The 22990-nt window shown below is 61.4% G+C and carries 17 protein-coding genes; 10 read left to right on the top strand and 7 right to left on the bottom strand.

The window, feature by feature from the left end; translation table 11 throughout:
* The coding region (locus SGR02S_RS01845; protein WP_156482918.1) for an Arm DNA-binding domain-containing protein at positions 1-551 on the bottom strand (551 nt) is incomplete at its 3' end.
* Between the two features lie 863 nt (positions 552-1414).
* Positions 1415-2977, bottom strand: coding sequence for an efflux transporter outer membrane subunit (locus SGR02S_RS01840; protein ID WP_082796890.1), 1563 nt, complete (start codon positions 2975-2977; stop codon positions 1415-1417).
* On the opposite strand from SGR02S_RS01840, the gene SGR02S_RS01835 reads away from it, so the two are divergent.
* Genes SGR02S_RS01835 through SGR02S_RS01825 form a run of 3 tightly spaced genes read left to right on the top strand, consistent with a single transcriptional unit; the run spans position 2976 to position 7955 of the window.
* On the top strand, positions 2976-3542 hold the full coding sequence (locus SGR02S_RS01835; protein WP_169799612.1) for a TetR/AcrR family transcriptional regulator: 567 nt from the start codon (positions 2976-2978) through the stop codon (positions 3540-3542). The two genes, SGR02S_RS01840 and SGR02S_RS01835, sit on opposite strands and share 2 nt — an antisense overlap.
* 1 nt (position 3543) lies before the next feature.
* Positions 3544-4644 carry an efflux RND transporter periplasmic adaptor subunit gene (locus SGR02S_RS01830; RefSeq protein WP_169799611.1) on the top strand — a complete coding sequence of 367 codons (1101 nt, stop codon included), beginning with the start codon at positions 3544-3546 and terminating at the stop codon, positions 4642-4644.
* 5 nt (positions 4645-4649) lie between these two features.
* Positions 4650-7955: an efflux RND transporter permease subunit gene (locus tag SGR02S_RS01825; protein WP_082796894.1), complete on the top strand. Its 3306-nt coding sequence runs from the start codon at positions 4650-4652 to the stop codon at positions 7953-7955.
* Between the two features lie 364 nt (positions 7956-8319).
* On the opposite strand, the gene SGR02S_RS19440 is transcribed toward SGR02S_RS01825, so the two are convergent.
* Complete coding sequence (locus SGR02S_RS19440) at positions 8320-8814, bottom strand: VOC family protein (protein ID WP_082796893.1); 495 nt, start codon at positions 8812-8814, stop codon at positions 8320-8322.
* Here SGR02S_RS19440 and SGR02S_RS19435 point away from each other — a divergent pair.
* A protein-coding gene (locus tag SGR02S_RS19435; protein ID WP_156482917.1) for an IS630 family transposase occupies positions 8743-9689 on the top strand; the annotation gives its coding sequence in 2 pieces (ribosomal slippage) (positions 8743-9079 and positions 9079-9689; 948 coding nt in all). The two genes, SGR02S_RS19440 and SGR02S_RS19435, sit on opposite strands and share 72 nt — an antisense overlap.
* Here SGR02S_RS19435 and SGR02S_RS01805 read toward each other — a convergent pair.
* The 4 genes from SGR02S_RS01805 to SGR02S_RS01790 all read right to left on the bottom strand — a co-directional run bounded on the left by SGR02S_RS01805 (position 9656) and on the right by SGR02S_RS01790 (position 15109).
* Positions 9656-10240, bottom strand: a complete 585-nt coding sequence (locus SGR02S_RS01805) for a VOC family protein (protein WP_067105304.1) — start codon at positions 10238-10240, stop codon at positions 9656-9658. The two genes, SGR02S_RS19435 and SGR02S_RS01805, sit on opposite strands and share 34 nt — an antisense overlap.
* A gap of 121 nt (positions 10241-10361) precedes the next feature.
* Positions 10362-10778, bottom strand: coding sequence for an aromatic-ring-hydroxylating dioxygenase subunit beta (locus SGR02S_RS01800; RefSeq protein WP_439951050.1), 417 nt, complete (start codon positions 10776-10778; stop codon positions 10362-10364).
* Between the two features lie 201 nt (positions 10779-10979).
* Positions 10980-13553 (bottom strand): LuxR C-terminal-related transcriptional regulator, encoded by a 2574-nt coding sequence (locus SGR02S_RS01795; protein ID WP_218000084.1) that lies wholly within the window; start codon positions 13551-13553, stop codon positions 10980-10982.
* Between the two features lie 227 nt (positions 13554-13780).
* On the bottom strand, positions 13781-15109 hold the full coding sequence (locus SGR02S_RS01790; RefSeq protein WP_218000083.1) for an NAD(P)/FAD-dependent oxidoreductase: 1329 nt from the start codon (positions 15107-15109) through the stop codon (positions 13781-13783).
* Between the two features lie 106 nt (positions 15110-15215).
* Here SGR02S_RS01790 and SGR02S_RS01785 point away from each other — a divergent pair, with 106 nt between their 5' ends.
* The 6 genes from SGR02S_RS01785 to SGR02S_RS01760 all read left to right on the top strand — a co-directional run bounded on the left by SGR02S_RS01785 (position 15216) and on the right by SGR02S_RS01760 (position 22950).
* Positions 15216-16412, top strand: coding sequence for an alkane 1-monooxygenase (locus SGR02S_RS01785; protein ID WP_255211365.1), 1197 nt, complete (start codon positions 15216-15218; stop codon positions 16410-16412).
* A 69-nt stretch (positions 16413-16481) separates the two neighbouring features.
* Entirely contained in the window at positions 16482-16952 is a 471-nt protein-coding gene (locus SGR02S_RS20760; RefSeq protein ID WP_439951049.1) for a rubredoxin, read from the top strand.
* A 57-nt stretch (positions 16953-17009) separates the two neighbouring features.
* Complete coding sequence (locus SGR02S_RS01775; RefSeq protein ID WP_067105299.1) at positions 17010-18464, top strand: aldehyde dehydrogenase family protein; 1455 nt, start codon at positions 17010-17012, stop codon at positions 18462-18464.
* 46 nt (positions 18465-18510) lie between these two features.
* Entirely contained in the window at positions 18511-20175 is a 1665-nt protein-coding gene (locus SGR02S_RS01770; protein ID WP_067105298.1) for a GMC family oxidoreductase, read from the top strand.
* 84 nt (positions 20176-20259) lie between these two features.
* Complete coding sequence (locus tag SGR02S_RS01765; protein ID WP_052209043.1) at positions 20260-20946, top strand: OmpW/AlkL family protein; 687 nt, start codon at positions 20260-20262, stop codon at positions 20944-20946.
* 243 nt (positions 20947-21189) lie between these two features.
* Positions 21190-22950, top strand: coding sequence for an acyl-CoA dehydrogenase C-terminal domain-containing protein (locus tag SGR02S_RS01760; protein ID WP_040110216.1), 1761 nt, complete (start codon positions 21190-21192; stop codon positions 22948-22950).
* The last annotated feature ends 40 nt before the right edge of the window (positions 22951-22990 follow it).

Here is a 22990-nt window from a genome sequence, read left to right as displayed (position 1 = left end):
GAATAGAACGTCGAAAGGTGCCGATAAACGATGCGAGCCATCGTCAGGGTTTCCTTGCCCCGCTCAAATGCGATCTTCTCTACGAAGCGGCTGACGTCGCTTCGGGTAATCGAATCGGCGAGGCGGTCGCCTAGCTCAGGTTCGATGTACTTGCGGAAAACCCGGTCGAACTCATTCGCGCTCCGCTTTTTGCCGACGATCTGTTGAGCCAGATATGTCTCGTATAGCTCGGCGACGGTGCCGACACCCTTGGATCCCTTCCTCTTCGCTCCCGGCTTTCTGGCGATGCTTTTGCCTTGCTCAACGTCGACGAGCAGGTCCCGCGCCTTCCGACGGGCGTGTGCGAGAGTGAAATTCGGGCCATGCCGCCCGATCGTCACGTTCAACCATTTACCTTGGACGCGCTTACGCAAGATATAAGTCTTGGTGCCGCTCGCTCCCATTCGGAGCCTCAGGCCGGTCACGATGCCATCAGCGACCTCAATTTGCCCGCTTGCAGGCGCTTTCAATCCTGCGATCCGAGCATCTGTCAAACCAACTTTGTTCGCCATATGATCCTGCTACCTTAGGTAGCTTTTTGTAGTGGATACTGGCGAACATTTCAAGAACAATGCGGACTATGAATCGCAGATTTCTGCCGTTTTTGGACGCATGCGGAAGCGTAAGGACCCTCTGATTTCAGCTATCGCGAAGTGGCTCGTACTTTTTGGACTCCACCCCGATGAGATGGTTTGGGTCACAACGGCGGCATCAAGCCAAGGGTGACGACCGCCCTGCCAAGGAAAGCGCATCTGGCGTTCAATTTCGACCGAGACGGCTGGTCATCTGATGTCATCGAGCCCTGGGAAAGCAGGAAGCAGGCTTGGCCTCTCGATGAACCAGCCAAACCCATTCGCCGCCAATGCGGCGCTACTTTCGGGACTGGCGAATTTGCCGGAGGCCAGTCCATTACCACCCGCTCTATCTAATGACGGGCCGACCAGGTCAGCTGGCACTCCTGGGAGAAACAGTTCACTCATCATCGCCCCATACATCGGGCATCCGTCAGAAGCGGTCGTAGCTCAGACCTGCACACCGCAACTACACGCGGTCGAATTGGGTGGCTCACGGTTGGTGATCCTCCACTTATGGACACCCCATCCCGGTTCGTCGCCGAGGTCGATCGCCAATTGCCGCATCCGGTCATCGACAACGGTGCCGAACCTCGCCACGACCTCCTGGTGGTCCCAAGCCTGATACTCGTAGTGAGCGCCGATTAGAGTGCCACAGTGGGCGCATCTGTTGCTCAGGTAACGAGAGCCTTCCTCTCGACTGTCGCGGTGCGTGATCCGGCCAAGCGATGCTTGCGCAGCGATCGCCTGCAAGGTGGGATGTTCATGGTTGCCTGATCCTGGGAAGAGGGACGCTGGCGAGATCAACGCCCAATGGCGACCGCGTCCTGATCCGACAAATCCTGCCAACCGGCTGCAAGTGCTTTTTGAAGGGCCACATAGCAAGTGGTAAGGTCGGCACGGGCCTGAATCTCGATGACCTCTGCGGCGAGCCGATCATTTTCTGCGGCAAGCGCGACAAAGAACGCTGTCCGACCCGCCCGCCAGGATTGATCGGCGAGGTCACTGCTCCCGCCCGCCAATAACGCGCTTCGTGTCGCGCTCGCCAGTGTCCTGCGCGCCGCACCGTAGCGGTTGAGCGAACCTTCCGCGTCCTGCAGCGCGGCAAGCACGACGGCGCGATAACCGGCCTCCGCTTCGTCACGCCTAGCGACAGCTCCATCCACACTCGCGCGTCCGCGACCGAAATCGGCCAGATTCCACTGGAGCGTCGGTCCGGCGAGCGAGAAGAGATTGTCCGCATTGACGACGTCGTCCTTCATCGCCCCGCCCAGCCCGATCACGCCGGCGAGGCTGATCCGGGGCATACGCGCCGCTTCCGCGATGCCGATTCCGGCATTGGCCGCACGCAGGCGCTGCTGGGCCGCCCTGATGTCGGGACGGCGCGCAAGCATGGTTGTCGGATCGCCAACCGCCACCTCGGCCGGCGGAAGCGGCAGCGCGGCAGGGGGATCGAGCATGGCGTCAAGCGTGCCGGGCGCTTCGCCGGCCAGCACCGCGATAGCATCCTTCTGGTCGGCGAGATCGGCTTCGAGCGCGACGATGGCCTGACGCCGCATCTCAAGACCACGGTCGGCCTGCTCGCGCTCGATGCGCGACACCTTGCCCGCTTGTTCGAGCTGTCCTGTCAGTTCGGTGATCCGCTCCTGATTAAAGAGCATCCGCTTTGCAAGGTCGAGCCGCTGTTGACCCGCTCGCAACATCAGATAGCGGCGCGCGATCTCGGTGGTGAGGCTGAGCCGGGCGTCCTCGGCATCGGCCTGCGCGGCGCCAAGTTGCGCCTGCGCCGCTTCGATGCCCCGCTGGCGTCCGCCAAACAGGTCGATCTCCCACAAGGCGTCGAATCCGGTCACGAACACCGACGAGGAGCGCGCTTCGCCACCGGTCACGAGGCCTGGCGCCCGGACGTCCCCTGCCCCGGCGCCCGTGCCAAGGACCGGTGCCAGCCCGGCCTGGGCGCCTCGAACCTGCGACCGTGCCTGTCGAACCCTCGCCTCGACGGCCTCTACCGTGGGACTCGCCGAGAGGGCGCTTGTGATCAGCTGATCGAGCAGCGGATCGTTCAGGTCCCTCCACCAGGGCGACAGGCGAGGCGTCGCTGCCGCAGCGGACTGGTCAGCCCGGACGAACGCCTTGCTCATCGACGCCGGCGGCGGCGGCTGGCGGAAGTCCGGCCCCATCACGCATGCCCCGAGCATCGGCAGCAACAGAAGCGGGGGAACGAGAGTAAGCACACGCATCACAGTCTCCGGGTTTCGGATCGCCTTTGCCGGCGCCTTCACAAGCCGCTGGACAGCCATCGGCGAATCGCATATTAGCTCACTTAACGGTCGTTCAACAAGTAGGCTTTTCACGATGTCGGACATGCGGTTCCAGCTGCTCGAAACTGCGGCAGCTCTCTACGCCGAGCGCGGCTATGAAGCGGTGTCGATGCGCGATATCGCCAAGGTGGTCGGCGTCACCCAGGCGAACCTCTATTATCATTTCAAGGACAAGGCCGATCTGATCCAGGCGACGCTGGCGCATGTGTTCGAGCTGCGCGGATTGAGTCTGCAGGGCTGGATCGCCGAGCATCCCGGCGATCAACTGGATGCCTTCGTCCGCTGGTTCGTGACTGCGCTGATGACCGACCGCGTGTTCGCGCGGCTGCTGTACCGCGAACTGATCGACGGCGACGGGGAGCGGATCGCCATGCTTTCCCGGACCGTGCTCCAGCTGCCCTTTCAGGTGATAACCGATGCCGTTGCCAACGGCCGCAGCGCGCAAGACGCGAAGATGGTGGCCATCTCCTATGTGGGCTTCGTCGTCGGGCAGGTCCTCATCCTGCCATTGTCGCCCGGCCTCACCGGACAGGATGACGGATCGGAGAACGCCGACGCCGTTGCCACTCGGCTGCTGGGCCTGATGCGATCCGCCAATGTGGAGGCGTGACATGAGCGATCCCATGCGTCGTGCGAAAGTCATTTTGCTGCTGGCCCCTGCATTGCTCGCGGGTTGCGGTGACAGCCATGGGCCGATGGCGCCGCCCGAGCCGCCGGCGGTCAACCTTCCGGTGACGACCGTCGCCGCGGCAGCTGCGCCGGATGGCGCAATGGCGAGCGGCACTGTGGAATCCGACGATCGGGCGCAGTTGATCGCCCGCGCGGCGGGCACGCTGCGTGCGCCGGGCTTGTACGACGGACAGCCGGTCAGGCGCGGCCAGGTGTTGGCCACCATCGATCCGCGCCAGGCCGATGCGGCGCTTCTCCGGTCACGCGGAGCACTCGATGCCGCGATCGCGGAACAGCGCGATGCCGCGGCGGATGTCGCGCGCGACGCTCCGCTGGCGCAGAGCGGGGCCTTGTCGGGCGACGCCTATCGCAAGGAACGGCTGCGCCATGATCTCGCCACCGCTAACCTTGCGCAGGCGCGCGCAGCCCTCGCCGCGGCGCAGGTCGATCGCAGCTACCTGTCGATCACCAGCCCAGTCGACGGTGTCGTTGTCGCGCGCCTCGCTCATGACGGGGACATGGTGATGCCGGGCTCGCCGCTGGTGGCGGTGGAGGGGCGCGGACGGCTGCTGTTCCGCTTCGCGGTGCCTCAGTCGAGCCTCGGCGCATTCACGCCTGGAAGCTCGGTTCCCGTGCTGCTCGACGGTCGCGAGGACCGGCCCGTCACGGGAAGGGTACGGGGGGTCGTCTCTTCGGCCGACCCCGCGACTCGCCGCTTCACGGTCGAGGTGGCGCTCCCGCGCGACAGCGAGATACTGCCCGGGATGTTCGGGCGCGTCCGGTTGCCGGCCGATGGCAGCCAGCGCGGCACGGCCGGAGCCGTGTCTGTGCCGGCGGCTGCGGTCGTGGATCGCGGCGGCCTGACCGGCGTGTTCGTTGTGGGCCGGGACAACCGTCTAACCTTCCGCTGGGTGCGGCTCGGCGATCACGTCGGTGACAATCTGATCGTGACCTCGGGCCTGTCGGCGGGCGAGCGCATCCTTGCCCGCGCCGACACCAACGTGCGCGACGGCGCGCGCCTGGCATCGGGAGCGAGGCCGTGACCGATATGCCGCTCAATCTCGCCGGCCGGCTCGCGAAGACGTTCATCACCTCCAAACTGACGATCGTGTTCCTGGCGGTGTCGCTCCTGCTTGGGGCGCTGGCTGTGGTGATGACGCCGCGCGAGGAGAACCCACAGATCGTGGTTCCCGGCGCGATGGTCACTGTCGCTCTGCTCGGCGCGAGCGCCGAGGAAGTCGACCGGCTGGTGGTCGCGCCGCTCGAGGGCGTGCTCAGCGAAATGACCGGCGTGGATCACAGCTATGGCGTGGCCCAGCCGGGGGTCGGCATAGTGCAAGTCCAGTTCAAGGTCGGCCAGCCGCCCGAGGATTCATTGGTCAAGCTCTACAACCGGGTCATCGCCAATCGCGGGCGCCTTCCTGCCGATGCCGGCCTGCCCCTCATCCAGGCAGTCGATGCGGATGACGTGCCGATCGTCACGGTCACGCTGGCCTCATCCGCCTATGACGATCACGGCCTCAAGCGGCTTGCGGATTCGGTGGCCGAACGGCTGCGCAGCACGCCCGGTGTCTCGGTCGTCTCGGTCCATGGCGGGCGCGACCGCGAGATTTCCGTCGCGCTCGATCCCGTCCGCCTTCAGGCCTTCTCGATCACGCTGACGGAGGCGCGCGGAGCACTGGGCGCGTCCGATATGGGCCTCAACCTTGCCGGACCGGTCACATCGGGCAATGTCGAGCGGCTGCGCTATTCGGGCGAGCTGGGATCGGCGGCGGCGGTGCGCGACCTGGTGATCGGCGTGCGTGGCGGCCGCACGATCAAGATCGGCGATGTCGCGACGGTCAGCGACGGTCCCCGCGACGAAGTCACGCGCCTCAGCCGTTTCGCCTTCGCGGCTGGCGATCCCCGTGCAAAGCTCGGCGAGGGGGAGATGCCGGCCGTTACCATCGCTGTCGCCAAGAAGAAGGGCGAAAATGCCGTCACCGTGTCCGAGGCGGTGGCGGGTCGCGTTGCGCGAATGCAGGCGAACTTCATCCCCCGCGCGGTCCATGTCGTCACGACCCGCGACGACGGCCAGAAGGCCGACGAGGCAGTGAATGGCCTGATGGAGCATCTGGGAATAGCCCTCGTGACCGTCAGCTTCATCATGCTGCTGTTCCTGGGCTGGCGTGAGGCGCTAATTGTATCGGTGACGGTGCCGGTGATCTTCTCGATCACGCTGGGCGCCGACCTGCTCGGCGGTGTCACGATCAACCGGATCACCCTGTTCGCGCTGATCCTGGCGCTCGGTCTGCTGGTCGACGCCTCGATAGTTGTGATCGAGAACATCCACCGCCATTATCATCACGAGCGGTCGGACGCATCGAAGGAGGACGTCACCGTCCTTGCGACCAACGAGATCGGTGGCGCTACCAATCTCGCGACTTTCGCGGTGATGCTGGTGTTCGCCGCGCTGCTGCTGGTGACGGGCATGGCGGGCGACTATTTCTACCCCATCGCCTATAATGTGCCGATCGCAATGCTCGCTTCCATCGTTGTCGCCTATATCGTCACACCCTGGGCCGCCAACCGCTGGATCAAGCGGCCGGCCCCGACCGGCGGCCTGCTCGACAGCGAGGACGAAGAAGACGGCGAAGCGCATGGCGAGCACAAGCCCGACTGGCTGCGTGACACCTATCTGCGGATCATCCGGCCGCTGCAGGAACGCTCGAAGGCGCGCAAGGCGCTCATGGTCGGCACCATTATCGCACTTGTCCTCTCGGCGGCACAGGGCGGTTGGCAGTTCGTTCGTCCGTCGGGCGTGGGCGGCCCGGTTTCACCGCTCGGCGTCGCCATGGGCTTCCTGCCCAAGGACAACAAGAATACGTTCAACATCGTAGTCACCGCGGCGGAGGCCAGCCCGGTCGAGAATACCGCCCGGATCGTCCATGACATCAACGGCCTGCTCGCCGCAGATTCGCTGGTCGTGAACTATCAGAGTTGGATCGGCCGGGCCGGCGTGCCGGACTTCAACGGGCTGATGCAGGGCACGTCTCTGCGCACCGGCGAGAATGTCGCCGAAATCCGCGTCAATCTCGTCGACAAGCATGAGCGCTCGAAAAGCTCGATCGACCTCGTCCGCGACCTGCGCCCGAAGATCGACGCCATTCGCGCCCGCTATCCGGGTGCCAGGGTAAGGCTGGTGGAGGATCCGCCGGGGCCGCCGGTGCGTGCGACCGTCCTTGCCGAACTGCATGGCGATGATCTGGTGGGCCTGCGCCGTCTTGCCAGGCAGGTCGAGGCCGAGTTCGCCAATACATATGACATGGTCGATATCTCCACGAGCGAGCCGACCGAGGTCGCCGAGTGGCGCTTCACGCCGGATCGCGAGAAAGCAGCGCTCTCGGGCGTTTCGGCGGCGGATGTCGCGGAGGTTCTCGGCCTCGTCTACGAAGGCCAGATCGTCGGCCGCGCGCATATCGGCCCCGAGCGCAATCCCGTGCCCATCCGCGCCTATGTGCCGCGCGCGGACCAGCCCGATCCCGCGCGGCTGGAAGGCCTCTATGTGACCAGCCGCGACGGGCGGCAGATCCCCATCGCCGAACTGGTGCGCCGTACGTCCACGCAGGCGGACAAGCCCATCCAGCGCAAGGACAACGAACGGGTCATCTTCATCGGCGGCGAGCTTTCCCGCAGCGTGCCCGTCTATGCGGTGCTTGATCTGAACAGGCGGCTGTCGGCCCTCACCGCGCCCGATGGACAAAAGCTTGCCGTCGGCAATCTCAGCCTCGGCGAGACCGCGCCCGACATCGTCGACGGCTACCAGCTGCTGTGGAGCGGCGAGATGCGCATGACGCTCGATATCTACCGCGACATGCTGATGGCGCTCGGTGCGGCATTGACGGCGGTCTATTTCCTGCTCGTCGCCTATTATCGCTCGTTCGTCATCCCGCTCATCGCCATGTCGGCGGTGCCGCTCGGGATCATCGGCATATTCCCCGGCCATTGGCTGCTGGGCACCGATTTCTCGGCGACCTCGATCGTCGGCATCATCGCACTGTCCGGTGTGGTCATCCGCAACTCGCTCCTCATCATCGACTTCATCCAGGACAACCGGAAGCAGGGCATGCCGCTCGCCGAAGCGGCCCGCATGGCGGGCGCCGTGCGCCTGAGGCCGATCCTGCTCACCACGCTCGCGATCGTGCTGGGATCGGCGATCATGATCCCCGATCCGGTGTTTGGTGGCCTCGCGATATCGCTGATCTTCGGCACGCTCGCTTCGACCGCACTCACCGTGTTTGTTGTGCCACTGCTCTACGAACGGTTCGCTGACACCACACTTACCCCGATACAGGGCGGCATTTCGATGCCGTGATCCGATCAGGCATCGGACTGACGAGCCAAGCGGGTCTCCGCCCTACGGGCGATATGTTTGGCACTCATGGATCTCAGCGGGATCCGATTTGGCTCCACCTCGTTCACTTCTATGACAGCCTGTTCGACTTCGATCACACGGTCGAAAAATGCCGGGACCAAACATATAGCTTGTCGGGATCGTGCGTGATCACCATGACAAAGACCTCGCACTCGATCGCGATGCAACTGAACAGTTCACTGCTTGCCCTTCACACAAGCTGTCGAGTCCAGTAATGAACTCGACAGCCAAGACCAGCGGCGGGTCGCAGGAGAGCTAGGGTGGTTTATCACGCGCTGCTGCTACGACGCCGATCGCGTCGTGATCACGCAGGCGCGGCATGCCCCCAATCGCTTGTTTCCTGGTAGGTCATGACCTGCCAGTGCTCGCGGTCGATGATGATCTCGTTCCACAGAATTTCAAACTGGAACCCGCTCGGCCCGTCCATATAGAAGGATACGGACTTGGCATTGGGGTGGTGCCCGATCGATGCAGTGATCGTTATCCCCGCCTGCTGTGCGCGGTCCAGAGCTCGCCCGACATCGTCGAGCGACATGACCTCTATTCCGATGTGGAATATCTTTTTCGGCATCGGCAGGTTCGCCGTGGCCAGCGTGTGGAACCGTCCGGTGCGCGAATGGAAGAAGACGATCTTAGAGCGGTTTCCACACGAACTGACTCGGTGGGGATTCCCATAGGCGGCCTGATGTGATTCACGCTCCCTGCTGGTGGCAGGAGGCCAGTATGGATGGCACGCACGCTTTCGCAGGATCTTCGGGACCGGGTTGTCGCCGCGATTGACGGCGGCCTGAGTTGCCATGCAGCGGCGGCCCGGTTTGGGGTCAGCGTGTCGAGTGCGATCCGCTGGCGCCGACTTGCGCTGGAACATGGCCGGGCTGTCGCCAAGCCGCGCGGTGGCGACCGGCATTCTGGCAGGATCGAAGCGCACGGCGGCTTCATTCGGGGACTGATCGCCGAGCAGGGTGACATGACCCTGGTCGAGGTTCAGGCGCGGCTGATCGAACGCGGCGCCTCCGTTGGGATTGGCACGGTGCATCGCTTCTTCGTCCGTCACGGGATCACGCGCAAAAAAAGACCGGGCACGCGATCGAGCAGGACCGTCCCGACGTCCTGAGGCAACGCCAGCGCTGGTTCGACGGACAGATCGACCTCGAACCCGAACGCCTCGTTTTCATCGACGAGACCTGGACTGCCACCAACATGACCCGCAGCCACGGCCGCTGCGCCAAGGGTGAGCGGCTGCGGATGGGCTATCCGCATGGCCATCGCAAAACCACCACGCTGGTCGCCGGCCTGCGCATGACCGGCATGGTCGCGCCGATGGTGCTCGATGGCCCGATCAACGGCGACTGGTTCGAAGCCTATGTGGCGCAGGTCTTGGTGCCCGAACTGCGGCCCGGCGACGTCGTCATCATGGATAACCTCTCGAGCCACAAGCGGGCCGCCGTGAAAGAACGGATCGAAGCGGCGGGAGCAAACCTGCGCTTCCTCCCGCCCTACAGCCCCGACTTCAATCCCATCGAAAAGGCATTCTCTCGTCTGAAAGCGATGCTGCGCAAGGCCGGTGAGCGAACCGTCAGCGGCCTGTGGGGGCTGATCGGCAGGCTCGTCGACATCTTCCAACCCGCCGAATGCGCCAACTACTTCAGTTCGTGCGGATATGAACCGGAATGAGTGGAAACCGCTCTAAGATCATCGTTCGGGCGCATGTAGCCGGACACGCCCAGCTTCAGAACGTTCTCGTAAAAGTGTTCCGACGTCTCGACATCCTGTGACAAAGGGACAAAGTGGCCCAGTCCCAGTTCTCCCGTGCGAAATGCGCTGACAAGCACTTTCGAACGAAAAGGCTGGCAAAGCCGCTTGTAGCCCGCGCCGAACTCATGGACGAAGCCGTTCGGGTCATCGCAAAGATAGAGACGCTCGACCTTGCGTGAACGGCGAAGGTCCTCGCCGGCCTCACCCACGTTGATGCCCTGAGCCCTGAGGTGAGTTACGAACGCCTCCAGTTCAGCCTGATTGTCGAGCTCCCAGCCCGCGCTCGCAAGGTCTTCCTCGGGGCCCTGCTCGATGATCAGGCGATAGGCGCGATCATCCATGCGCAGGCAAAGCCGCTCAGCGCTTCGCTCGGCCACTTCCATGCCAAGGATGTTTACGCCGTAGTCGGCCCATTCGTCCAACTTCATCGAACGTATCACGATATGCGACAGGCACGTGATTTCTGCCATGTGAATCCTCTCTCGGGAAATGGTGTGCCTGCTCATCGGCAGGTTGAAAGCCCTGCCATGGGGTCGCCGGATGACCGGCGATCCCATGGTCTCACGGCCTTTGGTGGTGCCAGCTGGCGCGTCAGAAGAAGACGCTGAGATTATTCGCCAGCAGCGTGCTCTGGTCCAGAATGATGGTGCGCTTCGAAATCTCGAAACCGAACCGGGTGTTGGCGCGGCGAATGATGTCGCGCCTTTCCCCGGCCCAGATGTCCACCTGATTTTCGCTGCGGTTGCGGTAGCAGATGAATGCCGAAGTCACGCGATAAGTATCCTCCGGCATGACGTCGATCATCACGTTGGACACCAGGTGACGCGTCTTTGAACCGGGATTCTCCGACCAAGACACCTCCGTCAAAAGCTTTCGAATGCGCCCGCGCATCATAACGATGTCATCATCGAAGCTGGCGAACTCGTCGTCGGCCGAGAATTCCTCGCTCTCAAATCGCTTCATGCGGCTGAAACGCAGCGGCATGAAATAGCGCAGGCCTTCGAGCACGATGCGGATCTTGTCCTCGGCCGAGAAGTGCCGACGCGTCCGCCGCCGGATGTCCTTCACCACCCGCTCCGCAGGGGCCTTCACCGGTGATTTAAGGAGGGTTTGGGCTTCATCTTCGTTCCTTCGTCACTACGACGAAGCCCAAACCCTCCTTAAATCACAACCTCAAATCTGTGCCATGGGTGCTGACGGGGGACATTTTCAGTTGTTAAATAGCTTCATACTATCCGCCAATAATATCGCCTGGACGCGATTTTTAACTCCAAACTTGGAAAATATGTTGTGGACATGCCATTTAACGGTATCTTCGCTAATTCTATATTTCAGGGCAATTTCGCGATTTGAAAGACCGTCTTTAATTTTATGGAGAATTGCCAATTCTTTTCTCGTAAGGATATCATTTTTGATTTCTTTTGATGTGAAGGCAGGATAATCATTTAACTTGATGCGGTGGCTGCCAAAATCCTGATCGCCTGGCAGGAGATCGAGCAGCGGTATCGAGCTTGGTCCTAAAAATTCCAGATATTGACGCTCGTCAAGCAACGTTCGATAACATCCCTTCCGTTCGGCAATTTCGATGGCATCCGCCACGCGTTGCTCGGCAACCGTCAGCCTTTCTGTTGCCGCATTGGCGCCCGCGAGGCACAACAGAGCTGAAATTTCCAGCCTGCTCGATTGGCTGCGACGCGCGTGATCCAACGTGGCGCTCGCTAACCGGCCCGACAGATGATGCTTCCCTCTTCGCGCTGCGATACGAGCTTCCGCGAGGGATCTCATGGCGCGTAAACATGGGCCATGTGATGTCTGAAAGACAGGCTCGCTTTGCGCCGGCAAGATCGCGCTGGCCTCGTTGGGGTCATCCAGGACCAGTAGATAGGCCAGGGCAAGACGCGCGAGCACATCAAGACGCGGGAAGGTGCATTTCACGGCGATCAGGCGCGCCTCCCAAAGGAGTTCGCTGGCGACTCTCCGGTCGCCTTCGCGATTGGCGATGGCTGCCGCAGTACGAAAGGCCGAAAAGAGGAAATCGACCACGCCGTGTTGACGTACGAAATCCAGAATATTATCAACCCGCGAAGCGATACCGTCAAGTTGGTTCGTCTCGTATCGTAGTTCAAGCTCCAGTATTTCCAGGAGATTGGCAGAGAACGGTGTGGCATTGATCTGGGCTATGTTGTCGTTTCGCGCACATCTAAGGCGCTCGGCGGCGCCTTGCATATTGCCCCGCGAAATGTCGCTGTAGATTATCGCGCTGTGAAGCCAGCCGAGCGCATACCGATGGTCGGCGACGATGTTGACGGCGGATGCTTCAATACTCAATTTTTCCAGGTCGTCAAACCGCCGTTCGCTGGCCGCAATAAAACACAGGCATGTGAGGATTGCCCCCCTGGAGACGAGATCAGCATCACCATTCAACTTTATCCATAACTCGCATTGCCGTCTGCTTTCGGCAAGATTGTCCGCGGTTGCTTCGCCGATCGCGGCGACGAGATCGCACCACCACTTCGTCCGCCGCCGGGCCGTTTCGTCGGAAAGGCCGGCGCTGAGGGCGCGAAGTTCCGTCAGCAGCGCGGCCGCCTGTTTCTGGTCGTGACTGAAAATCTGCGCCCAGGCCGATCCGACAATGATCGTTGGGTCAGAGACAGCCTCGGAGAAGCTGCGCCGCCATAACTGGATCTGATCCACCTCGCCTTGGCGCAACGCGATGTCTATCATGCTCGTTGACGCGACCTCGGCCGCAGCGTCCAAATCGCCCGCTCGCAGATAGAGGCTGATACTTTCGCGACTATGACCGCTTGCCCGCTGCCATTGAGCAGCCCGGGCGAACAGTTCCGATTTCAGGCCGTGAAGCTCTACCGCAAACCTGTGCTCGAGAAATTCGCGGAGCAGCGGGTGAAATTCATAACATAACTGTGTTCGGTCCTGTGGGGTAAGCAGCATGCGTTCGGCGGAGAGCTTTTCGATGAAGTAGGCCCCATCGCCCCTGTTGAAAACATGGTTGAAGTAGTCGGCGGAGATCACCCCAAGGATCGAGGCGCGGATGCAGAACTCCCGCACATCACTGGGGAGACTGGCGAGTATGGCGCTGCGAAAATATCGATCCAGATCGCTATCGCGACCGGTAACACGATCGACGACCAGACGTCCCGCAGTTGCATGATTCGTTGAAGCGGCCTGTAACAAAAGGCATAGTGGTTCCGCCCAGCCTAGTGTTCGTTTCCAGAGCAAATGGATGTCCGGTTCCGAGATGAGAATTCCGGGCTCGCCACGCGCGACTGCATTCGCTTCGACAAGCGAGAAGGCGAGCGCATCCGTCCCGACTTCCCGGAGCTGTCGCCGGGCGGCGATGCGCGCAAAGCCGATGCCCGCAGTCGTTGCTGCCACGATCTCGACGTCAGCCGGCGCAGTCAGCATGAAGTCCTCGATCTCGTCCGTCAAATCCGGATGAAACCCGATGTCGTCAAAACAGAGGAGAATAATCGATTTCGTTTGATCAATGAGTTCCTGCAACCAGGCGGCGAGAGCGTGGAGCGTCTGAGGAACGGCGCCCGGAAGCGGTGGAGGGTCATTCCCGGTGGCGCGGTATGCTGCGACTATCTGCGCATGGATGCGCTCTGCGAGCAGACGGGGATTATAATCGCATTCCTTGGCGGACGTCCAGGCCACATAGGCCCCGCCTTGACGGCGATTGGCCCAGAACTGGGCCATCGCGACACTCTTTCCATAGCCAGAAGGCGCGCGAAGGAGGTGGCGGCGTCTAGCTTCATCAGCCATGAACAGGCGCGGGCGCGGAAGGCATCCAGACGCGAGCCTCGCTACCCGTTCATTGACACCATCCATGATCGTCGAACTTCCTCTCCTGCTCTAGCCTGCCTTTTCCGTCGGCTCTCAGCGGCACAACCGAACTCCTATATTACAGAGATTGTCACTCCTGCCAAACCCAGCCGGAACGCTGGTGACCATTCCCCCGCAACGCCTCCGCCGGCGATGTGCAAGGCGGGTCAGATGACGGCCTCCTTCAAAGGGATGGCGGGATTGCTCAGCTTGCTAGGGTCGATATTCGTGCGCGCGCTGATGAATTGCTTACCAACCAGGAAATCCTGTGGCGAATTGATCGCTTCGACGCACTGGATCCGATCGCCCTTCAAATGGAAAATCGCAAAGCCTGCGGCACACGGGGTGCCTCGCAGAAGGACATTGTCGACATCGGTCGCCTGGCCGGCGATCTGCAGTTTCATGTCATATTGGTCGGACCACTGCCAGGGGACTTCGTGGGTCGACGAGGGGCCGCCGACAATGGCGTTGGCGGCCTGTCTGGCTTGTTCGAGTGCATTGGGCACGCTCTCGAGACGAGCGACGTGGGCGTAGTGGGGGATGGGGCGACGGGCGACGTCGCCGATGGCGAAGATGGCGGGATCGGATGTGCGCGCTTCAAGATCGACGAAAATGCCGGCGCCTGTATTCAGCCCGGCATCCCGCGCGATTTCATCATTGGGAACGGCGCCGACGCCGACGAGGACGGCATCGCACGCGATCGTTCGACCATCGTCGAGACGCACACCGCTTACACGCCCATCATGACCTTCGAACCCCGACACGGTGACACCCAGTTCGAAGTGGACGCCCTGTTTCGCATGGTATTCGTGAAAGAAGGTGGAAAGTTCTGGGCAGGCTACGCGGGCGAGCAGCCGCAGCTCGCGCTCAATCACCGTTACTTCCGCTTCAAGCGCTCGTGCGGACGCGGCCACCTCCAGGCCGATGTAGCCGCCGCCGACTATGGCAAGGCGCCGGCCGGCTCGCAGGGCGTTTTTGAGTCGTTCCGCGTCGCCCGCCGTTCTCAATTCCATAACCCCGTCTAGGTCCGACCCCTCTACCTGCAGCTTGATCGGGCGAGCGCCCGTCGCGATGATGAGATAGTCATATTGCAGAACCTCGCCGGTCGAGAGTGTCACCGTCCTGGATTGGCGTTCCAGCTTGTCCGCCCGAATACCCAGGCGCAGGCCGATCTGGGATGCTTCGTAGAACCCGGCCGGTTTCAGGAGTGTCGGAGCTTTACCCGGTTCGGCCCGGAGCGAAGCCTTGGAAAGCGGCGGACGATGGTAGGGAAGGAGGGATTCTTCACCAACGAGCGTTATCAGCCCCTCGAATCCAAGCTGGCGAAGGATGGCTGCCGCCGTTCCGCCCGCGTGGCCCGCCCCCAGAATCACGACATGTTCATCCGCTCGGCCCATAGATGCTCTCTCCTGAAACGCTGTGGTTTGACCGGCAGGGCGATCATTCTGATCTTCAGGCTCATTCGATAGAAAATTCGGATAGGGATAAAACCCCACTTTAGTTGGGTTGTTCCACGAGATGAAGTAGCCAAGACTACAAAGCGGCACGACTTGCCCAAAGTTAGAGACGCAGGAAGTGCGTGCGCATCGAGAGGAAATGTCCATGAGCACAACCATTTTGAGTGACGGCGCGCCTGATCGCTATGTCGACAGGAAGCGTTATCTTTGGGTATTGTCGGTCGTTTGGCCGGCAGCACCGCTAATCGGGCTTTATCTCGTCCACCTGACGGGATGGAGCATCTTCTACGCATTCACTCTGTTCGTCTGGTACGGCGCAATCCCGGTCTTCGACGTCCTCTTCGGCAAGGATCCGAACAATCCTCCCGAAGCGGCAGTTGCCCGCCTCGAGGCAGACCGCTATTATCGGGTTCTCACTTGGCTTACCGTTCCGGTGCACTATGCTTCGCTGATCGGCTGTGCATGGTGGATCACGACGCAGCCGATCGCGTGGTGGGAGGTAGTGGCTCTCGCTTTCTCCCTGGGGATCGTCAACGGGCTGGCGCTGAATACTGGCCACGAACTCGGGCACAAGAAGGAACCCTTCGACCGCTGGATGGCCAAGATCGTTCTCGCCGTGGTTGGCTATGGCCACTTCTTCATCGAGCACAACAAGGGCCATCATCGCGATGTAGCGACTCCCGAAGACCCCGCTACTTCTCGCATGGGCGAGAGCATTTACAAATTTTCGCTCCGCGAAATTCCGGGCGCGTTCCTGCGCGCATGGAATCTTGAAAAAGTGCGGCTGGAACGTGTCGGAAAGGGTGTCTGGAGCCTCGACAATGAGATCATCCCCCCGCTACTGATTACCTTGGCAGTCTACACCGCGCTTGTTCTGGCTCTCGGCCCCAATCCGAAGTTGCTGGTGTTCCTGCCCATTCAGGTCGCCTTCGGCTGGTGGCAGCTCACCAGCGCGAACTATATCGAGCATTACGGACTGCTGCGCCAGAAGATGGCGGACGGACGGTACGAGCGCGCTCAGCCGCGTCACTCGTGGAACAGCAATCACATCGCGTCGAATCTCATCCTCTTCCACCTTCAGCGGCACTCCGATCACCATGCTCATCCGACGCGCAGCTATCAGTCGCTGCGCGACTTCAAGGGCCTGCCGGAACTGCCCACGGGATATCCGGGCATGTTCTTCATGGCGATGATCCCGCCGATATTCCGGTCAGTAATGGATCCTCGCGTTGTCAAATGGGCCAATGGCGATATCGACAAGATCCAGATTGATCCGGCGCGCAGAAAGCGAATCGCCCGCAAATACGGTGCATCGCAGGGTAGCCGGCTTCCCGTAACATAAGTTCATACCGCAGGCGATCTGACCCGACTCGATCGCCCTTCAGAAGGTCGGACGTTCCTCCCAGTAGCGATGCTGGATGCAAGACCTGGCGACGGCGCCCCAGGCGGCGTCGCCTTTTCTCCGGAATTCGTCCACCGCTTAACGCAGGAAGAAAGCAGCGCGATGACCGAATATAAATGCCCAGACTGCGGCTACATCTACGACGAAGCCAAGGGCAATCCACATGAGGGCTTTGCACCCAACACGACATGGGCGCAAATTCCCGACGATTGGGCATGCCCTGACTGCGCCGTTCGCGACAAGGTGGACTTCATCCCTCTGCTGGCGCAGGGCGCGAGTGCGACGGCGATCGAGGCTTCAACAGACGCCGAACCGTTCGCGAAATGGCACTGCGTGACCTGCGGTCACATCTATGACGAGGCGGTCGGCGACCCGGCGACAGGTCTGCCGCCTGGAACCCGATGGTCCGATGTACCTGCGGATTGGTACTGCCCTGACTGCGGCGCGACGAAAGAAGATTATGAGCGTCTCGACTTCTGATGGGCGCCGGGTGCCGCGCTGTGGCTCTGGTCGCTGCGTCAGCTTGAGGGGAACTCCATGAATATCCAAGCATTCACGCGCGCCATTTTCGACTCGGGCGGCGGCATGAAGGAGGTTCAGTCCCTTTTTGCCTGTCAACGCGAGGCAGCCGAACGGGACAGAGCGCGGTTCGGCCTGCAGGAACGCCTGGATAGCCTGACGCGGCTGAAGAATGCGATCAAGCGGCGCGAAGGCGACATCATCAGGGCGCTAGATGCTGATTTCAGGAAGCCGGAACCTGAGGTGCGGCTGACCGAACTCTTCCCGGTCTATCAGGAGATATCCCACGCCCGGCGGAACCTGAAGTCCTGGTCGAAGCCGCACAGCGTTCGAGGCTCGCTCGGCATGTTCGGCACGACCGCGCAGGTTCGCTACCAACCCAGAGGCGTGTGTCTGATCATCGCGCCCTGGAACTATCCGGTCAATCTGACCTTTGGACCGTTGGTATCCGCCTTGGCCGCCGGTAATACGGTCATGCTCAAGCCGTCCGAGCTGACGCCGGCGACATCAGCCGTCATCCGGCAGATCGTGGAGGAAACCTTCCCGGCGAATCGGGTTGCCGTCTGCGAGGGCGACGCCTCGGTCTCGCAGGCACTGCTCGACCTGCCTTTCGACCACATTTTCTTCACCGGTAGCCCACAGGTCGGCAAGATCGTGATGGCGGCAGCCGCAAAGCACCTGACCTCGGTGACACTCGAACTCGGCGGCAAATCCCCAACGATCGTCGATTCGACAGCCGATATCGACGATGCAGCGCGCAAGATTGTCTGGGGGAAGTTCTCCAACAATGGCCAAACCTGCATCGCACCCGACCACATCTATGTCGCACGCGATCAGGCGAAGCCCCTGGTCGATGCCCTCCGCCGCGAAATCCGGGGCGTATACGGGGAGACGGAGCGCGATCAGAAATGCGGTGCGGATTACGGGCGGATCGTAAATTCTCGGCATTTCGATCGCCTCAGCGCGCTGCTAGACGATGCAACCTCGCGTGGCGCGCTGGTCCTCGAAGGCGGGGTCCGCGATCCGGATCAGAAATATCTCTCGCCAACGCTGATCGGGGGGACCGACCCCGAAATGGCAATTTCGCGGGAAGAAATTTTCGGGCCGATTCTGCCAGTGATCGAATATGACGATATCAGCCGCGTTATCGATACAATCAACACCGGCCCCAAGCCGCTCGCTCTTTATATCTTCAGCAAGCATGCCCCAGCTTGGGAATCAATCATCGAAAGGACCAGTTCCGGCGGTGTTTGTATCAACCAGAACGTCGTCCAGTACCTGCACCCCAATCTGCCGTTCGGAGGGGTCAACAACAGCGGTATCGGAAGCGCGCATGGCTTCCACGGCTTCAAGGCATTCTCGCACGAACGCGCAGTGTTGAGGGACAGGTTCTCTGTTTTGCGGCTTCTGTTTCCGCCCTACACGCCCGCCGTGAAGCGATTGATCGATATTACGGTTCGCATTCTAGGCTGAGCGCCCAGACAGAGAGTGGTTTTGGCACTACAGATCGGAGACATGGATGTTTGATTATATCATAGTGGGTGGGGGATCCGCTGGTTGTTTGCTAGCAGAGCGCTTGTCGGCAAACCCTGACATAAAGGTCTGTCTGCTCGAAGCGGGGCCGCCGGACCGCAGCCCGCTGATCCACATGCCCATCGGGATCGCGCTTCTTTCCAAGAGCAAGACGCTCAACTGGGCCTACGAGACTGAGCCGCAGCCCAACCTCGGCAACCGGAGACTGTTCTGGCCGCGTGGAAAGACACTCGGCGGCTCAAGCTCGATCAATGCAATGGTCTATATCCGTGGTCATCGCGAGGACTATGACGCCTGGGGAGAGGCGGCCGACCCAATCTGGTCCTTCGATAATGTCCTTCCGTTGTTCAAGGCGATGGAGGCGAACGAGCGATTCGGATCCGACGCGCACCACGGCGGTTATGGCGAGCTTCATGTCAGCGATCTTCGGACCGTCAACCGGCTGAGCGAAGCATTCGTGGAGGCTGGGCAAGAAGCGCAGTATTCGCACAACGCCGATTTCAATGGCGACACGCAGGATGGGATCGGCTTCTACCAGGTTACGCAACGCAAAGGGCGGCGTTGGAGTTCCGCCCGAGCCTTTCTGTCAGGCGCAAAAGGGCGGCCTAATCTCCGAATAGTAACCGGAGCGCGGGCAACGCGGATCATTCTGGAAGGGCGCAAGGCGGTCGGCGTGACCTATGCGTCGGGTGACAAGCTCACCGACCTGCGCACCAGGGGCGAGGTCATTCTGTCGGGCGGTGCGATCAATTCACCTCAGTTGCTGATGCTTTCCGGCATCGGCGACGCGGCAGAATTAGGGGGGTTCGGCATTCCGGTCGTCGTCGATCTGCCGGCGGTTGGAAAAAACCTGCAGGATCATCTCGACATCACGATCATGCACGAGGCGAACGATCGTACGCCGATCGGGGTTGCCCCATCGTTCATCCCGCGGGCACTGGCTGGCGCATTATCCTATGTGTTCCAGAGGCGGGGTTTTCTGACGAGTAACGTTGCCGAGTCCGGCGGATTCGTCAAAAGCTCACCCTCACAAAGTCGCCCGAACCTGCAGTTTCACTTCCTTCCTACTCTGCTGAAGGACCACGGCCGCCAGATCGCCTTCGGTTATGGGTACACGTTGCATGTCTGCGATCTATTGCCGAAGAGCCGGGGCCGGATCGGGCTAAAGAGCCGGAATCCGCTCGACGATCCCTTGATCGATCCCGCCTATCTCTCGGCTCCCGAAGACATCGAGACGATGGTCTCGGCGGTAAGGATCGGGCGTCAGATCCTGTCGGCGCCGTCGATAGCGACCTTTTCGAAACGCGAGCTGGTTCCCGGATCGTCAATCGAGAGCGAAGCTGACGTCATAGCGGACATCCGCCATCGGGCCGAAACGATCTACCACCCGGTTGGGACATGCCGGATGGGAAGAGATCCGCATTCCGTCGTCGATCCGGCGTTGCGCGTCCGCGGGGTGGAGGGCCTTCGTGTCGTCGATGCCTCCATCATGCCCACCCTCGTCGCCGGGAACACCAACGCGCCAACGATGATGATCGCGGAACGGGCCGCCGAACTCATTCTCGGGAAAACAAGGCTCATGGCGGGCACGGAGGAGGGATCATCCTCCACCGTATCGCTAGGTGCCAGGCAGCGAAGTCAGGTCGGATGAACGGGCATTCCGACGGCTGATCTGGCCGACAAATTACAGACGACGTCCTGCAGTGGCGGCGCATCACAAGGAGAGGAGAATAACATGACCTTCATTCGTAAGCCTGCGGATCCAACGGCTTTGCCGCTTGCCGGAGCATTGTTCCTACTGAGTGCCGTTCTTGCCACGCCCGCTTCCGCGCAGGACTCGCCGAAACTGAAGCGATGGGCTGTCACTGTGAATGCGACCGAGGTTTTTGTGGATGAGAACGCCCCGAACATCACTCTGGCGGGCGCACCTCTACCCGGCTCTAACGTGCGAATTGGAAACGCGACTACGCCGACTCTGGACGTCGGGTATTTTTTTACGCCGAACATCGCCGCCAATGTGTTTTTGGGGGTGCCCGCACCTGCCGAAATCGACGGCACCGGCAGCATCGGACCGCTCGGGACACTGGCCAAGGTCCATTATGGACCAGTAATCCTTTCGGCTCAGTATCATTTCAACAGCCAGGGCAAGCTTCATCCCTATGTGGGAGTAGGCGTCGGCCGTGTCCTGTTCTTCAACAAGCACGACGGAGCATTGAGCGATTTCAACATCCGCGACAGTTGGGCGCCGACTGGGCAATTGGGCGTTCGGTACGAACTCAATAAATCATGGATGCTGAACGCTGACGTTCGGTATGTTCCATTCTCCACGCACGCGTCAGGTTCGCTAGGTGGAGCGCCCGCGCTGACCCGGCTCGACATCGATCCCATTCTGACGAGCGTTGGGGTTACCCTTCGTTTTTGAATATATATTCGAATACATCGCATGGAAAACTATATGTTGACCCTAATGATGCACCGCCCATTGCGTATCTCGCAGGTCATTCAACATATGACGGAGTAAAATGACGATGGTGGAATTGTTGCCTAGTCGATCTAAGGGGGTTGTCAATGGTCTGGGTGAGGAGGCACAGGCCGTCACCTTTAAGATTTGATTTGTGCTCGCCCCGGCAAGCCCCTGCGAAACTGATCTTCCGAGAATGATACTATGACTATTTATACCGCTCCCGTCGCGGATATCTCCTTCCTGCTGCGGCGGGTGTTCGGCTTCGACGCGATCATGGCCAGCCTGCCTGGCTATGAGGAGGTGAACACAGAGCTCGCCGTCACTATTATGGAGGAGGCTGGCAAGTTCGCAACCAGTGTACTGGAGCCGCTGAACCGCCCAGGTGACGAGGAGGGCTGCACGCTCGAAAACGGTGTCGTCACCACCCCCAGCGGCGTTGCTGCCGCGTACCTCGCTTTCGCGGAGGCCGGCTGGTGCTCGCTCTCGGGCGATCCTGCCTATGGTGGCCAGGGTCTGCCGCGGGTGCTACAGATTCTGCTCGACGAGATATTGTCCTCGGCCAACCTGTCCTTCGGACTGTTTCCCGGCCTCACCCGCGGGGCGGCAGAAGCCATCGGCCATCATGCTTCAGCGGAATTGAAGGCAGCCTTCCTGCCGAAGATGATCTCCGGCGAGTGGACTGGCGCCATGGCGCTGACGGAGTCCTCCGCCGGAACCGACCTTGGCTTGCTTTCGACCCGGGCCGTGCCGAACGCTGACGGCTCCTTCGCTATCACCGGCACGAAGATTTTCATTTCCTCCGGCGATCAGGATTTCGGCGGCAACATCGTCCATCTGGTGCTTGCCCGCCTGCCGGACGCGCCGAAGGGCGTGAAAGGCATCAGCCTGTTCCTCGCCCCGAAATTCCTGGTGAATGCCGACGGCAGCCTTGGTGCACGCAATTCCATGAGCGTCGGTGCACTGGAGCGCAAGATGGGCATTCATGCGCAGCCCACCTGTTTGATGAACTATGATGGCGCTACCGGCTGGCTGGTGGGACAGCCGGGCCGCGGACTGAATGCCATGTTCACTATGATGAACGCGGAACGGCTGTTCGTCGGCATCCAGGGCCTCGGCATCGCCGAAGCAGCCAATCAGAAGGCCGTCGCCTATGCCAAGGAGCGCCTGCAGGGCGGCGGCAGCGACGGCACGCCAGGCCCAGTGGCAATTATCGACCATCCCGACGTGCGCAAGATGCTGCTGTCGGGGCGCGCCTTCGCCGAAGGCGCGCGCGCCCTCGCGATATGGACGGCGCTGCAGATGGATATCGCCGACCGCCATACGGATGCCGCAGTGCGAAAGGAGGCTGACCTCCTCGTGGCGCTCATGACGCCGGTGGTAAAGGCCGCCTTCACCGATTTCGGCTTCGAGACCGCGGTGGCCTCCCAGCAGGTGCTGGGGGGGCACGGCTACATCCGCGAATGGGGAATGGAGCAGTATGTGCGCGATGCCCGCATCGCCCAGATCTACGAAGGCACCAATGGCGTTCAGGCCATGGACCTCGTGGGACGCAAGCTCGCCCTCGACGGCGGCACGCTGACCCAACGCTTCTTCGCCCTGATCCGCGCAGAACTCGACGCCGCGCTGCCAACCGCCGGTGAAGGGCTGGTGGCGCCCGTGGCGCAAGCCCTGGCGCGGCTGGAGCGGGTGACGCAGCGCCTCGCCGGGAGTGGCGGTGGAGCGGAACTGGGTGCGGCGGCCACTGACTATCTGCGCCTGTTCGCTCTCGTCTCCTTCGGCTGGATGTGGGTGCGCATGGCCGCCGCCGTGCCGGCCCTGGACGAGGCGACGGCTGTGGAAGTGCGCAAGACCGCCCTTGCCCGCTTCTTCGTAGAGCGCATGCTGCCGCAGACGCTCGGCCTGGAAGCCGCACTCGCCAGCGGCGCGTCCTCGCTCATGGCGCTCGACGCCGACGCCTTTTGAAGATCTGGCCGAGACGACCGACGCCCGGAACCCACGCACA

The sequence above is a fragment of the Sphingopyxis granuli NBRC 100800 genome (assembly GCF_001591045.1).
Classification (GTDB): Bacteria; Pseudomonadota; Alphaproteobacteria; order Sphingomonadales; family Sphingomonadaceae; genus Sphingopyxis; species Sphingopyxis granuli.
Note: the sequence above shows the minus strand (reverse complement) of the source record. Positions and strands in the feature narration are given on the sequence as shown.

What these genes read in the sequence shown, in the direction of transcription:
- SGR02S_RS01770 (WP_067105298.1), top strand. Translation starts at nt 18,511, where the DNA reads ATGTTTGATTATATCATAGTGGGTGGGGGATCCGCTGGTTGTTTGCTA.
- SGR02S_RS01785 (WP_255211365.1), top strand. Translation starts at nt 15,216, where the DNA reads ATGAGCACAACCATTTTGAGTGACGGCGCGCCTGATCGCTATGTCGAC.
- SGR02S_RS01840 (WP_082796890.1), bottom strand. Translation starts at nt 2,977, where the DNA reads ATGTCCGACATCGTGAAAAGCCTACTTGTTGAACGACCGTTAAGTGAG.
- SGR02S_RS01795 (WP_218000084.1), bottom strand. Translation starts at nt 13,553, where the DNA reads ATGGCTGATGAAGCTAGACGCCGCCACCTCCTTCGCGCGCCTTCTGGC.
- SGR02S_RS01765 (WP_052209043.1), top strand. Translation starts at nt 20,260, where the DNA reads ATGACCTTCATTCGTAAGCCTGCGGATCCAACGGCTTTGCCGCTTGCC.
- SGR02S_RS01825 (WP_082796894.1), top strand. Translation starts at nt 4,650, where the DNA reads ATGCCGCTCAATCTCGCCGGCCGGCTCGCGAAGACGTTCATCACCTCC.
- SGR02S_RS19440 (WP_082796893.1), bottom strand. Translation starts at nt 8,814, where the DNA reads ATGGCAACTCAGGCCGCCGTCAATCGCGGCGACAACCCGGTCCCGAAG.
- SGR02S_RS01760 (WP_040110216.1), top strand. Translation starts at nt 21,190, where the DNA reads ATGACTATTTATACCGCTCCCGTCGCGGATATCTCCTTCCTGCTGCGG.
- SGR02S_RS01775 (WP_067105299.1), top strand. Translation starts at nt 17,010, where the DNA reads ATGAATATCCAAGCATTCACGCGCGCCATTTTCGACTCGGGCGGCGGC.
- SGR02S_RS01805 (WP_067105304.1), bottom strand. Translation starts at nt 10,240, where the DNA reads ATGGCAGAAATCACGTGCCTGTCGCATATCGTGATACGTTCGATGAAG.
- SGR02S_RS01835 (WP_169799612.1), top strand. Translation starts at nt 2,976, where the DNA reads ATGCGGTTCCAGCTGCTCGAAACTGCGGCAGCTCTCTACGCCGAGCGC.
- SGR02S_RS20760 (WP_439951049.1), top strand. Translation starts at nt 16,482, where the DNA reads ATGCTGGATGCAAGACCTGGCGACGGCGCCCCAGGCGGCGTCGCCTTT.
- SGR02S_RS01830 (WP_169799611.1), top strand. Translation starts at nt 3,544, where the DNA reads ATGAGCGATCCCATGCGTCGTGCGAAAGTCATTTTGCTGCTGGCCCCT.